The sequence below is a fragment of the Streptomyces sp. NPDC006259 genome, from assembly GCF_042870975.1.
GTDB lineage: Bacteria > Actinomycetota > Actinomycetes > Streptomycetales > Streptomycetaceae > Streptomyces.
Genome location: NZ_JBIAHY010000011.1, coordinates 146,283 through 159,424, shown reverse-complemented (window position 1 = coordinate 159,424; position 13,142 = coordinate 146,283). Strand labels below are relative to the sequence as shown.

The window sequence follows — 13,142 nt, the reverse complement described above, 5'->3', positions numbered from 1 at the left end:
GACCAGGCCGCGATGCAGTCACGTGGCTTCGGATGAGCCTCATGCACGCAGTCACAACGAGTTGGACCGGCTGAAGGCCTGGTGACCGCTGTTCCAAGCGAGACGGAGGCCGAACGTGCGGAGGATGTTGATCGCCATCATGGCGTCGGACACGGCGGCCGACGCTTCGGCGCCGGAGTCGATGCGGCGTATCACGTCCACCCGCCATCCGTACGGCAACTTCGCTAGCCGTGCGGCGGCGCGGGCCCCTCGCACCCGGTCCTCCTTGTGGTCCCAGGCCGCCGCCCAGCTGTCCAAGGCGGGTGGTGGCTCCTGGCCGCCGCCGGCCTGCTGGCAGACGTCGTCCAGCGCCTCGGCAAGCGGGGGTCGAGGCGTGGAGGCATGCGGTGACCAGCTCTTTGGCAGCCGTTGGCCGCCCAGCACCACGGCCTGCCACTCCTGTGGGAGACCTTCCAAGATCTTCAGCTGAGATGTCGCGCTCTCCCCGCGCGGGAGGCGCCCGGTGGCCGACGGCTGCCACAGGAACGTCACCTCGGCGGCTTCCCGCGCGAACTCCGCTACGGCGTACGGATCCCGTGTCCGTACGGAGCCCGTCCGGCTCACCAGCCGATGCACGGCTGCCTGATCGCAGTCCGGCATGGAAACCCACAGGCGGCGGGCCCGCAGCTCGTCCCACGCCAACAGCGCCGCGTCGTGGGCGGCCGCCTGCAGGGTGTGTGCGTCATGCCGGTCGCACGTGGCCAGTATCGCCAACGCGGCGTCGATACGCTCGACGCGACTGGGGTCCGGCCGCAGGGCATGGTCGAGGAGGTACGAACAGACGCCGGGGTGGCCGGCGAACAGCGCGCACGCGTCCTGGGGGCCCGCTCCGGTCTGCAGGCAGTCCTTGCGAGTGAGGCAGCGAGGCGCTTCCCCGTCCAGCCAGGTCGCCCACACAGCTCCGCCGTGCGGCTCGACGAGCACCCGCGCGATACCCCAGTGGCGGTCATCGTCATGCTCGGCGACCTCGCAAAACAGGGAGCCGCGGATCATCCCGCCGACACCGCGGCCTTCGGCGTAGGCGTGGACCATGAGGTCCTTGGCAAGGAGGATCCGCGCACCACAGGTACGCGGACGTGTCAGGGCCGACACAGATCTTTCCTTCCGGTCGAAATGAGGTCCGCTGGTGAAGTCGTCCAACGGCGATGACCCGGGCAACGCCGGGGGCGCGGGGCAACCGGCCAGCGCGCCGAGCGGGCGATCCTTCAGGCGCAGCTCGACGAGGAGTTGACTCACGCCACACTCCATCGGCCGTCCTGGCGTTCGTTGGAATCCAGTGCTCGGCAGACGAGGGCTGCCGGCATGGTGGAAACCGGCGCACGGGCCGCCATACCGCTTCAGTTCGAGCAAACGAAGCCAGGTGAGCAGTGCCGGACGTATGAGGAGGAAGGCCAGGTACAAGAGGTCAGGTGCCGCCGTCACTGCATGTCCTCACGAAGCGACGTCCTGGCTGCGCCGCACGCCGCCCCGGCCACGCAGTTGAACGCCACAGCGCTTGAGGAGACCGTGGATTGCCCCGTAAGAGCGGGTCGTCGCCGCGCAGATGTCCTTGATCGCGGCCTTGCGTTCCTTGTACGCCGCGATGACCTTCGTCTCGAACTCCTGAGCCCCCTCGCCAACCAGGCGGCGATGCTTCGGGACGACGGGGAGTTCGAGCGGGGGATCGAACCTGGCCAGGCGAGCAGCCTCGGCCGGGGTCGGTGTGGTGGGCGGCCCAGTGGTTCCACTGGTGGGTGTGCAGGACATGGGAGAACCTCCAGGCGGTGCTGTCGGCTGGGGGCCGGACCGCCGCGAGCGAACGCCGCTTGGAACAGTCACGGTGCCGGTCCATGTGGTCATCGCCCCTGCCCATCGGTCGTGTTCGGGACGGCGGGCTGGTGCGGGACGGTGCAGCAGATCAGTGGTTTCAGGTGCTGGGCTTGTGCCGGGAGTTGCAAGAGGGCCAGCGGCCGTCCGCCCTTCTCCTTCGTTGGACGGAGGAACCGCCAGCCGCACACGTTCATGAGGTGGTCGACCAGGGGCATGCGCATGGTGCCGTCGCGGGAGGGTGCGCCGGACGGCACCTCGCAGCGCACCCACGTCATCCCGAGGCGGTCGGCGAAGTCCATCGCCCACAGCGTCATCAGCCTGCCGACCAGGTCGGTTCTGCGGTCGGGTGCGGTGAAGGCGAGGGACACCAGCAGACTGGGTTCGTAGATTTCGGCATCCCAGTACGAGAGTGCCGGCTGGCGGTTCAGCTGCAGACACCCGACAGGAAGGCCGTCCTCGAACAAGGCAACCGAGTCCGCCCCTGGCTCCCGGAACAAGGCGGCCGGGTCGCCCGGGTAGGGCGGAGTGAGCCACCGGTCGTTGAGCCACCGGGTGCGCTGCTCGACGAGCTTGGCAACAGCGTCACGGTCTTGCTCCGTCAGCAGCGGACGCATCTCATACGGCGGATGAGGCGCGTCGGCTGCTCCTCCAGTTAATACCGGGTCGACGATGGCTTCGGTGGTCGGCTGGTGCTCTGCATGTGTTCGAGTTCTGGTCACCGGGCCGCTCCGTCGGTCTCGCTCGGGGTGTCGTCGCTAATGACTGATTCGCTGTCGCGCGCACCGAGAAGACCCCAGGCGTGCCCGAGGCCGACCAAGTGGGTGTCGTTGTCAGCCCCGGCCTTGGCGACCAGGGCTTTGATCCACGGTCGGACCTCGGCCTCAGCAACTCGTGCCGCCCGGGCGATTTCGTGCGTTTCCGGGTGTTCAGCGAGGGCTCGTAGAAGCCGCCGCTCACCGAGGGTGAATTCTGGGATATGGGCGGGTGCCGGGGGCGGGGCGACCTGCCCACTGGCCAGCACAGCATGCGCGCGAGCGGGCCTGCCAGTTCTGCTGGTGATCTGGAACCTTCGGCTGATGCTGCCGAGGTGGCCGGCGTATGTGCTACTGCTCATTCCCAGGTTCCGGGCACCGTGGATATTGGAAGCACCGGTGACGAGGACTTCGGCGACCCGCTTCTCGGCAGGGGTGAGCTGGGTGAGCTGGGCAGCGGTCGGGATTTTGACGGGCATAGGGCACTTCCGGTCGTGGGCTGAGACTGAGTGGTTTCGCGGCAGGGCCGAGGATGACGGGGGAACTACTCGTGGCAGTCGGAGATGAGCTGGGCAGAGGCGAAGCTGCGCAGGTGGTGCCCGACGTGCCATGCGGTCACCCGATGCGCGTCGAGGCCGATGGACGTCTGGGCGTGTGTTCTGCGAGGAAGGGCGAAGCGGCTGTGACCGTCTTGAGCGCGGTGGTCAAGCCACTGGTGGAACGTCAACATTGGGGTTTTCCACCAGTGGCATCCGTGTTGCACTCGCTCAGCTACGCGGCGGCGCCCAATGTGACGGGCAGTTCGGTGACGTCGGTGCCGATGAAGGAACGCTGCGGTTCCAGGTCTTCGGCGGCGCCGGCGAGAGCGAGCTGGGGGAAGCGCGCGAACAACGCGGGCAGAGCGATCTCGGCTTCGAGTTTGGCCAACGGGGCACCGAGGCAGTAGTGAATGCCGTGGCCGAAGGCGAGGTGCCGCTTGTCGGCGCGGTCGATGTCGAAGGCGGCAGGGTCGCTGTGGATGCCCGGGTCGCGGCCGTGGGCGCCGAAGCCGATGAGGATGGCTTCACCGGCCCGGATGGTGACGCCCTCCCCGAGGTCGATGTCCTTGGTGGCGTACCGCAGCGGCATGTGCATGATCGGCGGGTGGAGCCGCAGCGTCTCCTCGATCACGTCGCTCCAGCGGGCAGGGGCGGCGAGCACTGCGGCAAGCTGGTCAGGATGGGTGAGGAGTTCGCGGACGGCGGCTCCCATGAGGGCGACGGCGGTTTCGCTGCCGGCCCCGATCATCAGGATCAGCGTCGAGACCAGCTCCGTCTCGCTGAGCCGATCTCCGTCTTCCTCGTGAGCGGCCAGCAGCAGGCTGGTCATGTCTTCGCCCGGAGCCCGGCGCTTGCCCTCGATGAGTGTCTGCATCGCGCCGTACAAGTCGCGGCTGATGGCCTCGGACTGTTCCGCGGTGACGTCGGTGGTGAGGACGGCGTCGATGACGCGGAGCATCTCGGGCCGCTGGTCGGACGGGACACCGAACAGGTCGCAGATGAGCTGGGTGGGCACCCGGTATGCGAACTCGGCGCGCAGGTCTATGCGTTCGGTGCCGTCTCGGCCGTCCAGGCCGTCCAGGAGGTCGGTGACGATGGCCTGGACGACGGGTCGCATGGCTTCGATCCGGCGTGAGGTGAAGGCCCTGCCGACCAGCTGCTTCAGCCGCTTGTGGTCGTCACCGTCGGAGGTGAACATGCTGATCACGTCGACCCACGAGTAGAGCCACGGTATGGCGCCGGGCTTGTACGCGGGCCACGACTTTCGGGCGTCCTTGGATACGTCAGGGTGGGTGAGGAGGCGCTTGGCGACGTCACCGCGGGTGACCGACCAGGCGATGACGCCTTCGGGCATGCTCACTTTGACGGCGGGCCCGGCGGCGCGGAGTTCGTCGGCCTGCTCGTACAGTCGCTGGCCGCCGCTGCTGTCGAGCGTCACGGTTTGGGTAGGGGTGCTGGTCACGCGGTACCTCCGGTGAGTACGGCAGCGGCGGGGATGCGCGCTGCGGACTTGGGACGGAACGTCACAGGCATCGCCTGGGGGCACTGGTGGAAAGGGCCGTGGCGCAGGACGATCTCCTCGTCCGGCACCGCCAGTTCCATGTCCCACAGTTGATCGAGCACGGTCTCGATGCCGGTCTGCGCGATCGTGGTGGCCTGCGTGATCGCGGGACAGCGGTGTGGCCCGGCCGACCAGGCGAGGTGGCTGCGGTTGTCGAACCCCAGATCCGCCGGCAGCGCAGGGTCGGTGTTCACAGCGGCATGAGAGATCAGCACGGGCACGCCTGCCGGGATGTGCACCCCGTAGAGCTGGGTGTCGTAGCGGGCGTAGTGCACGGAGAAGTTCGCCATCGGAGAGCGTTGCCACAGCGCCTTCTCCAGGGCGCGGCGCACGGTGAGAGTCCCCGCAGCAAGGTTCCCGGCGTAGGCGTCGTCGCGGAGGAGCAGGTGCAGGGCCCAGGCCATCCATGCTGCAACGGGGATGATCCCGGCGCCGACGGCGCAGAACAGCTGGTTCAGGGACTCCTCGTCCGTCAGGCCAGCCGGATGGGTGATCATCCAGGACGTGAGGTCCTCGCCGGGCTGCTGATGGCGGAGTTGGATGAGCTCGTGCAGGAGCATTGCAAAGTCGATCGCGCCTTGGGCTGCTGCGGGGCCGGCGCTGATGAGGTCCTGGCAGGCGCGCACCATCCGGGCGGACATCTCCGTCGGACAGCCCAGTAGTTCTGCAAAAACCAGCAGCGGCAAGGTGTCGGCGAAGTCGGTCATCAGGTCCGCGCGGCCTCGGGCGATCACGCGGGCTATCAGGGTCAGGGCACTGCGTTGGGTGATCTCGCGGAGTTGGTGCGGACTGATGCGGGCGATGCAGTCGTCCATCGCCCAGCGCAGACGGGCGTGGTCCTGGTCGTCGGTGTAGAGCACTGAATTCCGGAACGCCATCATGCCCAGCACCGGGCTGTCCTCGGGCACGTAACCGTTGGCCAGGGCTTGCCAGCGCCGCGAGTCCTTGGAGTAGGTAGCCGTGTCGTTGAGGAGGGTCACGGCAGCGCGGTGCTGGGTGACGACGAGGGCGTGCACGTTGGAAGCAATCTCCGCCCAGCCGGCCGGTCCCTGGACACGCAACTGGTCGTAGACCGCCTGAGATTGGGCGGTGAAGGCGCCGCCGTGGAGCACGGGGCAGCCGTGCGCGGACAGCGGAGGCGGTGTGGTCATGAGGCGGGCTCCAGGGGGCCGGACAGGAGGTGGGAAACGAGCGCGATGAGCGGAGCTTTCGCGGACTCCCTTTGACGCACGTCGCACGCGACGAGGGGAGTCGCTGGGTGCAGGTCCAGCGCCTTGCGCAGCTCTGCCTCGCCGTAGCGCGGGGAGTTGGCGAAGCGGTTGACCGCGATGACGTAGGGGAGGCCCGCTTCCTCCATGCGCTCCATGGCGTCCCAGGAGTCCGTGACGCGCGCGGTGTCGACCAGCACCACGCCCCCGAGGGCGCCTTCCATCAGGTCCTCGATCATGCCCGCGAACCGGGGTTGTCCCGGTGCACCGAACAGGTAGAGCACGATGTCCTCGGTCAGGGTGATGCGGCCGAAATCCAACGCGACCGTGGTGGTGTCCTTGTGCTTGAGGTCGCGCAGGTCGTCGACGACTTCGCCGGCCTGCGTCATTCGCTCCTCGGTGGACGCTGGTTTGATCTCGGACACGGCGCCGACGAACGTGGTCTTGCCGATGCCGAACGGGCCGAGCGTGATGACCTTCACCGAGGTCTGGACACCGGGTGCGAGGTAGCGGCCATTAAAGCTTGTGCAGTCCATCCAAGATCCTCTCCAGCAGCTGTCTGTCGTGCTGCTGAGCGGCGGGCACAGGAGAACGGCTTATGAGGTGGCCGCTGTCGACGAGAGAGGCGACCACCACCTTCGTCACGGCGCCCGGCAGTTGTAGGTCAGCGCTGACTTCGGCGAGCGACAGCGCACCGGGCAGGCAGTGCTGCATCACCCGGTGGGCGTGGGCACTGAGCCCGTGCAACGGCTTGTCCCGGTTGGCGATCAGGAGCGTCGCCAGGTCCAGGGTGCGGCGGCTGGGGGTGGCCTGCCCTCCGGTCGGGGTGTAGGGCCGAACCATCCCAGCCCGCCGCCGGCCTCGGGGCGTCACGATGTTCCATACGCTGTCCGCTCCCGAGCGGACAGCGACGGACGCAGGCCCTTGATGGCCTTGATCGTCGCGGCGGAGGCGACGACCGCTTCCTTGCTCGTCATCTCTGCGGCGACCGAAACGGCCACGGCGGTGTGGTGGCCGGCGCCGAAGACCAGGATGCAGCTCTCGGGGAGGTCGATGATGATCTTGTTGGGCGTCGCGCCCTCAGTCTCGGCGAACTCGCTGATTCCGCGGCCGATGGAGAATGCCCCCGAAGCGTTCGCCGCGGTGCGTTCGGCCACGGCCCTGTCCAGTCCGTCCGAGGCTGCGAGGACCAGGCCCTCGGAACTCAGGAGAACCGCGTGCAACACGCCTTGCTCCTCCTTGAGGCGGTTGAGGACCCAGGTCATGTCGACGGTGTCGGCGGTGGGCTGGTTCTCAGTCACGGGACTGCTCTCCTTCGGTTTGATCGTTCTCGCCTTCGCGGATGGCCGCCGTCAGATTGGCGAAGCCCTCCAAGAAGGCGTCGGGGTCTTCCGGCGGCGCAGGTTCGCTCGCGCGGGGAAGTGCGGTGGAGGCATGTCTGGGCGAACGACGGCGCCGCTGTGGCAGACCCGGGCTATCGGAGCCGCCTGACGGGCTGCCGAAGCCGTCCGGTGACAGCTGTTGCTCAGGTATCAGCGGCTGGCTGACCACCGAGGCTGCCGCAGCCTGGCGTTCGGCTTCGCGTTCTTCGTCCGTTGGGCCGTGGCCAAGGAGGTCTCGGGGAACGCGAAGGACGGCCCGTACTCCCCCGAAGGGGGATGTGCTGCTGACGTCGGCGTTGAAGCCATACTCGCTGGCGAGGCGGCCGATCACGGGGAAGCCGAGGTGCTGAGTGTCCGGCAGGGAGGTGACGTCCAGGACCGTGCGCTGAGTCAGCAGCTGGGCGGCTTCCTGGCGCTGGTAGACGTTCATGTTCAGGCCGGCGTCGTCGACGACGATGCAGTATCCGGTCTGGATCTGCTGCACTTCCACCGAGACCTTGCCGTCGGAGTACGTGGTCGCGTTGGACAGCAACTCGGTGAGGGCGACGGTGATCGGCTCGACGACGCGACCCTCCACCCACACTTCACCGGTGCCGGGCTCGTACGTGTAGTTCACGCGCAGGAGGGCGTCGATGCGCCCCCGGGCGGACTCGACGATCTCGCGGAAGGTGCAGTCGGCGCGCTGCAGTCCAGGCCACGAGCCGGTGAGGATGCGCGTGCGCTGAAGCGTGTGCAGGGCCCTGGTGACCAGGTGGTCGAGGTCCATCAGGCTCTGGTGGTAGGCCGTGCCCTCGGGGTACCTGTCCATCTCCTCGACAGCCTTCATCTGGCAGCGGATCAGGTAGGTCTGCGCCTCGTCGATGATGTCCCGCACCGAGGAGCGGGCCGCGAGTCCGATCCGGTCCCGGGTGATGGAAATGGCTTCGTCGCACAGGCCCAGTACGGCCTGGTGGTAACCGTCGATGGGCGTGCCAGCCAGGTAACCCACGCAGAGGCCAGGCACCGTGACGCCGCGTTGGCCGCGGGCTGCCGCGTTGACCAGCGCGGGCATCCGCGTCTCCGCCAAGTGCTTCGACTCCTCGTGCAGGGCGCCGGTGACCTGCTGAGCGGCGAAGTGTTCGCGCTCCAGCGGGCCAAGCCTCGCGGCCAGAGCCCGCTTGGCGCGGGTCTGACGGACAAGACCCACGGCCGTAACGGCGAATCCGCCGCCCAGCAGCGTTGCTGTGGTCACCAGGGGCTCGATCATGAAGCGTCCTCGAACGAAACGGGAGTCGATGGGCTGGAAGGAAGGCCGCCGGGGTGTGCACCCCGCGCCGCGACCGTCGGGGGGCGGCTCACGGGCCGGGGAGGCTCACCACGCCCCGGCGGCCGGTCTATGAGGCGGGGAACCCGATCACGCAACGAGGAAGCGATCGAAATCCCGTGGAGGATGGGGGAAACGGATGGCAAGGGCAGGCGAGGAGAGGGGACGTGGGCGGGGTGCCCCGCGTCATCGGGTGACCCGAGTGCCTGAAGCGCGGCGTACAGCGGCAGTGGCGCGGTGAAGGCACGTAAGCGCTCATTGCCGAACCTGGCCCAGTGCAAGGGCTGGTCAGTGCCTGCGGAGACCGGCGGCAGGCGCAGGACGCCCCTGTCCAGGTGCTGGACCGGCTGCGGCCAGTTCAAGTCACACCCTGAGCCGGGAGGCAGGATCAGCAGCCAGTCGCCGCTTTGGGCGACTGCTGCGCCCACCGGATGCGGCCTGTAGCGGTCAAGGAGTTGGACGAGCCGGACGGCCTGGGCCGCAGGGAGAACAGCGGCCTCGAAGTCGTCACCTACCTGCACTTCCACGGGCTGGGTCGAACCGTGGACGGCGGGAAACAACTGGGCCAGGGTGGGGGTCATGCAGCCATCACCGGAGCCTTCGCCCGCTCCAGCTGATGCAGCAGGATGGCACTGTCGACCAGGCCGATGTGACTGAACGCCTGCGGGAAGTTCCCGAGTTGCTGATCAGCCACCGGGTCGTACTCCTCCGCCAGGAGGCCAAGGTCATTGCACAGGGTCAACAGCCGCTCGAACAGCTTCTTCGCTTCGTCCAGGCGGCCGGTCAGGGCCAGGGCGTCCACCATCCAGAACGAGCAGATCAGGAACGTTCCCTCGTCGCCAGGCAGGCCATCCAGGCCCGCCTGCGCGCCCTCGGTCGGGTAGCGCTGGACGAATCCCTGGGGTGTCGACAGCTCACGCCGGACGGCGTCGACGGTGCCGACGACCCGTGGGTCGTCGGGAGGGAGGAATCCGACCCGCGGGATCAGCAGGAGAGAGGCGTCCAGTTCGTCCGAACCATAGGACTGGGTGAACGTGTTTCGATTCCGGTCGTAGCCCTTGGTGCACACGTCGTGATGGATGGTGTCGCGCAACTCCAGCAGCTCGTCCAGCTCCACCGACGGCATTACGCCGGCCTGGATCAGCTTGATGGTGCGGTCGACGGCCACCCACGCCATGATCTTGGAGTGGACGAAGTGCCGGCGCGGGCCGCGTACCTCCCAGATGCCCTCGTCAGGCTGGTTCCAGTGGTCCTTGAGGTACGTGACCAGCCGCAGCTGAAGGGCTGCGGTGTCGCCGCATGGTGCAAGGCCGCTCTCGTGGGCGACGAACAGCGCCTCGCAGACCTCGCCGTACACGTCCAGTTGGAGCTGGTCGGCGGCCCCGTTGCCGACCCGGACCGGGGCAGAACCCTCGAAACCAGGCAGCCACGGGAGCTCACGTTCGGTGAGGTCACGCTCTCCAAGGATGCTGTACATGATCTGCAGTTCGTCCGGATCGCCCGCTACCGCCTTGAGCAGCCAGTTGCGCCAGGCGCGCGCTTCGCCGCGGTAGCCGGTGCGCAGCAGCGCGTTCAGGGTGATAGCGGAGTCGCGGAGCCAGCAGAACCGGTAGTCCCAGTTCCGTACGCCGCCGACCTCCTCGGGCAGCGATGTGGTGGGCGCGGCGACAATCCCGCCTGTCGGGGCGTAGGTGAGTGCCTTCAACGTGATCAGCGAACGGATCACGCTCTCGCGCCACGGTCCTTCGTAGCTGCACTGTCCGACCCAATCAGCCCAGAACTTCTCAGCGTTCTCCAGCTCCTCCCCTGGGTCAGGCTTCGGGGGCGCGCTCGGCGTGTGGGCGGACTGCCACGTGAGAGTGAAGGCAACGCGCTCGCCTGGGCTCACCGTGAAGTCGGCGAAGGTCGTCTTCCCGTCGCTGTACGTCTCGGCGTGCGTGTCGAGCCACATCGCGTCGGGCCCGGCCACCGCGACCGGGCGTCCGTCGATGCGCTGGAGCCAGGGGGCCACGCGGCCGTAGCCGAAGCTCATCCGCAGGGCGGACCGCATGGCCACGTGGCCACTGACGCCTTCGACGATCCGGATCAGCTGCGGCGCATGACCGTCCCGAGCGGGCATGAAGTCGACAACCCGGGCGGTGCCGGTGGGTGTGTCCCACTCCATCTCCAGCACGAGGGAGTCGCCGCGGTAGCGGCGGCGAGTGGCGGCCGGCCAGGGCTCGTCTGTGTCGCAGGCGGGGCCGACGCGCCAGTAGCCGTGCTCCTTGGTTCCGAGCAGCCCGGCGAAGACGGCGCTCGAATCGAAGCGGGGCAGGCACAGCCAGTCGGCCGTGCCGTCCCTGCGGACCAGCGTGGCGGTCTGCATGTCTCCAATGAGCGCGTAGTCCTCGATGCGGCGGCTGGTCATGGGATCCATCTCTGGGAGGAGGCGCCCGGAGGTCCCGGGCAGGCGGGTGGAAGAGCTCACGGCTGGCGTCTCCTGCTGGTAAGACGACGCCTGGTCAGGTGCGCGGAGACAGGCAGCCACCCTGTGGATATCGAGATCACCGCGTCGAGTCATCGCCGCCCCTCGCAGACAGCGGGGGCGGTTTCAAGGCTGGCCAGGTCGGCGAGATCGACCGGGGTAACGTCATGCAGGCTGATGACGTAGCGCGCGGCCACCGTCCATGGCAGCCGTGGGTCATCGTGGGCAACATATTCAAGGGGTTCATCGGTCTCGCTGGGAAGCGGCTGGAGCGTTGACGGGTCGTAGACCACGCCGGCCACGCCCCAGGACGGGTAGTAGCCGACCAGGGCTGCTGCGTACGAGCCCCGCAGGTGCGGACAGGCGTTGACAGACTCGACGGCGCACGGCACGCAGACCGGTGCTGCGGTGGTCTTCTCGCCTTCGGCGATCTGCCGGCCGCCGGGGGCACGCATCAGGAAGAGGTGACGCTCATCGGGGCGGCCGAACGTACTACCGCCGCGGACCTGGCACAGCATGTGCTTCACGGCCCTGCGCTGGCGCCGCGAGTGCATGTTCGGGAAATCGGGCCGCCCGAGGCCTGGGGCGATCGGCTGTCGGACATACAGGACGCCGTCATGCCTGTCGGCCGCTGGGTTCTCGTCCTTGTAGCCGATCCGTAGGCCGCTAGGCCCTCGCTGAAGCACGAGGGGGGAGGTGAACGGCTTTTCGCCTGTCCACGGCGCAACGTACGGGACCTGGAGGCCGCGAAAGGTCAGCACTGCCGCGCTCATCCGCGAGCCCCAACCGCCGTACGAGGGGGGCAGTTCGGCGTGTGGGGGCACTCCGAGGATTCCCCGGCAGCGCGACACCGCTGAGACGTGCTGGAGTTGGGCGTGGCGTGCGGGCCGACCGTGCTGGCCGCCTCCGCAGAACTGAGCTGGTCCAGGACCTCCTGTACGGCCTGCGCGAAGCGACGCACATGCACCCGCGCGGGCATGAAATCCGCGGGGGCTTCTTCATCCGCCAGCCGTTGCGCTTCGGCAAGAGCCTTGTGGAGCGACTCGTTGCTTGTGGTCTGGGCCGCGATGAGCGGCCCGAGCTGCATGAGGTGTCCGCGTAGTCGCATCGCCAGGTAAGTGACGTCCTGAGCGGAGTCGAGGACCAGCGCGACGGTCTCCTCAGCCGCACGCGTCGCGGGACGGGGAGGTGAGATTTCCGACGCGTTCTGCGACACGATCCTGGTCAGCCGTCGGACGTTCATGACAGCGGCGCCCTTCGCCCACGCGGGGCAGCGAGCTCGAGCCAGACCGTTTTGCCAGAGCCATCGGGTTCGGTGGTGGCACCCCAGCGGTCCGCGACCTCGTCAACGAGGCGAAGTCCGCGTCCGTCTTCGCAGTCCGAGCTGGCGAACCGGCGGCGCGGGACCTCGGTCGAGGGGTCCGTCACAGCCACCCGCAACCTGGTCGCGCTGCACCAAGCCGTCAAGGTGAGTTCGCATGTCCCGGACGGGACGCCCCGGCAGCCATGCTTCACCGCGTTGGTGAGGAGCTCCTGGGCAGCCAGCGCTACATCGTCGGCGATGGGCTCAAGCCCCCACTCCAGAAGCCTCTCGCGGAGACCTCGACGTGCCGCCCCGATAGCGGCCGGGTCCGCCGCCAACGTGGTCTGCAAATGCGGAGAGGACGCGCTCGCAAGGGCGGGGCCGGAGGACGACCTTCCGTCGGCGTCGTAAGCCGTCAACACCGCACATCCTTTCCGGGATTCGAAGTACGCCTCGCAGCCAAGGTCACCGGCTGCCGCAAGGGGCCGCGCAGCATGCCGCGAGCGTCTCGTCCGCGGGTGGAGCTGGTTCATCGGCTGTTCCTCCTCGCCGCAATCGACGGCGACACGGTCACGCAGAGGGCGCCTGCGTGCGAGGGTGGAATGGTCGATTCCTCGGCCGCGTAAGGCGGTTGGGGAATATCGTCTTGAAGAGCGAACCGTGAATTGAGGCTCGCGGGTATCCCGCCGATGCCACAGGCACTGCTAACGCTGCTAAAGATCATTTCCGAAACGGGGGCCGCGACATGGCGCGGACACGTAACACCTTGCTGGCAGCCGTCA

At 68.0% G+C, this 13,142-nt stretch carries 15 protein-coding genes; 1 reads left to right on the top strand and 14 read right to left on the bottom strand.

All coding sequences use genetic code 11. The features are described 5' to 3' along the window. Positions 1-51 precede the first annotated feature (51 nt). From ACFYO5_RS35010 to ACFYO5_RS34965, 10 genes are all read right to left on the bottom strand, one after another. Positions 52-1,461 carry a hypothetical protein gene (locus ACFYO5_RS35010; RefSeq protein ID WP_388716891.1) on the bottom strand — a complete coding sequence of 470 codons (1,410 nt, stop codon included), beginning with the start codon at positions 1,459-1,461 and terminating at the stop codon, positions 52-54. A gap of 9 nt (positions 1,462-1,470) precedes the next feature. Then, positions 1,471-1,785 (bottom strand): helix-turn-helix domain-containing protein, encoded by a 315-nt coding sequence (locus ACFYO5_RS35005; protein ID WP_388716888.1) that lies wholly within the window; start codon positions 1,783-1,785, stop codon positions 1,471-1,473. 89 nt (positions 1,786-1,874) lie between these two features. Then, the gene (locus tag ACFYO5_RS35000; protein WP_388716886.1) at positions 1,875-2,567 is read right to left on the bottom strand and encodes a hypothetical protein; all 693 of its coding nucleotides are present in this window, start codon (positions 2,565-2,567) and stop codon (positions 1,875-1,877) included. Beyond that, entirely contained in the window at positions 2,564-3,079 is a 516-nt protein-coding gene (locus ACFYO5_RS34995) for a LuxR C-terminal-related transcriptional regulator (protein WP_388716883.1), read from the bottom strand. The genes ACFYO5_RS35000 and ACFYO5_RS34995 overlap by 4 nt, the downstream gene beginning before the upstream one ends. A gap of 292 nt (positions 3,080-3,371) precedes the next feature. Further along, positions 3,372-4,601 (bottom strand): cytochrome P450, encoded by a 1,230-nt coding sequence (locus ACFYO5_RS34990; protein ID WP_388716881.1) that lies wholly within the window; start codon positions 4,599-4,601, stop codon positions 3,372-3,374. Then, a complete protein-coding gene (locus ACFYO5_RS34985; protein ID WP_388716879.1) occupies positions 4,598-5,851 on the bottom strand; it encodes a cytochrome P450 in 1,254 nt (417 codons plus the stop codon). Before ACFYO5_RS34985 ends, ACFYO5_RS34990 begins: the two co-directional genes overlap by 4 nt. Next, the gene (locus ACFYO5_RS34980; protein WP_388716877.1) at positions 5,848-6,444 is read right to left on the bottom strand and encodes an ATP/GTP-binding protein; all 597 of its coding nucleotides are present in this window, start codon (positions 6,442-6,444) and stop codon (positions 5,848-5,850) included. Before ACFYO5_RS34980 ends, ACFYO5_RS34985 begins: the two co-directional genes overlap by 4 nt. Continuing rightward, positions 6,425-6,751: a DUF742 domain-containing protein gene (locus ACFYO5_RS34975; RefSeq protein ID WP_388716875.1), complete on the bottom strand. Its 327-nt coding sequence runs from the start codon at positions 6,749-6,751 to the stop codon at positions 6,425-6,427. The genes ACFYO5_RS34980 and ACFYO5_RS34975 overlap by 20 nt, the downstream gene beginning before the upstream one ends. Positions 6,752-6,777: 26 nt before the next feature. After that, positions 6,778-7,209, bottom strand: a complete 432-nt coding sequence (locus tag ACFYO5_RS34970) for a roadblock/LC7 domain-containing protein (protein WP_388716873.1) — start codon at positions 7,207-7,209, stop codon at positions 6,778-6,780. Continuing rightward, complete coding sequence (locus ACFYO5_RS34965) at positions 7,202-8,536, bottom strand: histidine kinase (protein WP_388716870.1); 1,335 nt, start codon at positions 8,534-8,536, stop codon at positions 7,202-7,204. The genes ACFYO5_RS34970 and ACFYO5_RS34965 overlap by 8 nt, the downstream gene beginning before the upstream one ends. 488 nt (positions 8,537-9,024) lie before the next feature. Here ACFYO5_RS34965 and ACFYO5_RS34960 point away from each other — a divergent pair, with 488 nt between their 5' ends. Next, positions 9,025-9,210 carry a hypothetical protein gene (locus tag ACFYO5_RS34960; protein ID WP_388716868.1) on the top strand — a complete coding sequence of 62 codons (186 nt, stop codon included), beginning with the start codon at positions 9,025-9,027 and terminating at the stop codon, positions 9,208-9,210. Here the strand turns inward: ACFYO5_RS34960 and ACFYO5_RS34955 are convergent. From ACFYO5_RS34955 to ACFYO5_RS34940, 4 genes are all read right to left on the bottom strand, one after another. Beyond that, positions 9,171-11,000 carry a glycoside hydrolase family 15 protein gene (locus ACFYO5_RS34955; RefSeq protein ID WP_388716866.1) on the bottom strand — a complete coding sequence of 610 codons (1,830 nt, stop codon included), beginning with the start codon at positions 10,998-11,000 and terminating at the stop codon, positions 9,171-9,173. The two genes, ACFYO5_RS34960 and ACFYO5_RS34955, sit on opposite strands and share 40 nt — an antisense overlap. Positions 11,001-11,149: 149 nt before the next feature. Further along, positions 11,150-11,584, bottom strand: a complete 435-nt coding sequence (locus ACFYO5_RS34950) for a hypothetical protein (RefSeq protein WP_388716864.1) — start codon at positions 11,582-11,584, stop codon at positions 11,150-11,152. A gap of 242 nt (positions 11,585-11,826) precedes the next feature. Further along, positions 11,827-12,300, bottom strand: coding sequence for a DUF6415 family natural product biosynthesis protein (locus ACFYO5_RS34945; protein WP_388716861.1), 474 nt, complete (start codon positions 12,298-12,300; stop codon positions 11,827-11,829). Then, positions 12,297-12,893 carry an ATP-binding protein gene (locus ACFYO5_RS34940; RefSeq protein WP_388716858.1) on the bottom strand — a complete coding sequence of 199 codons (597 nt, stop codon included), beginning with the start codon at positions 12,891-12,893 and terminating at the stop codon, positions 12,297-12,299. Before ACFYO5_RS34940 ends, ACFYO5_RS34945 begins: the two co-directional genes overlap by 4 nt. Positions 12,894-13,142: the final 249 nt, after the last annotated feature.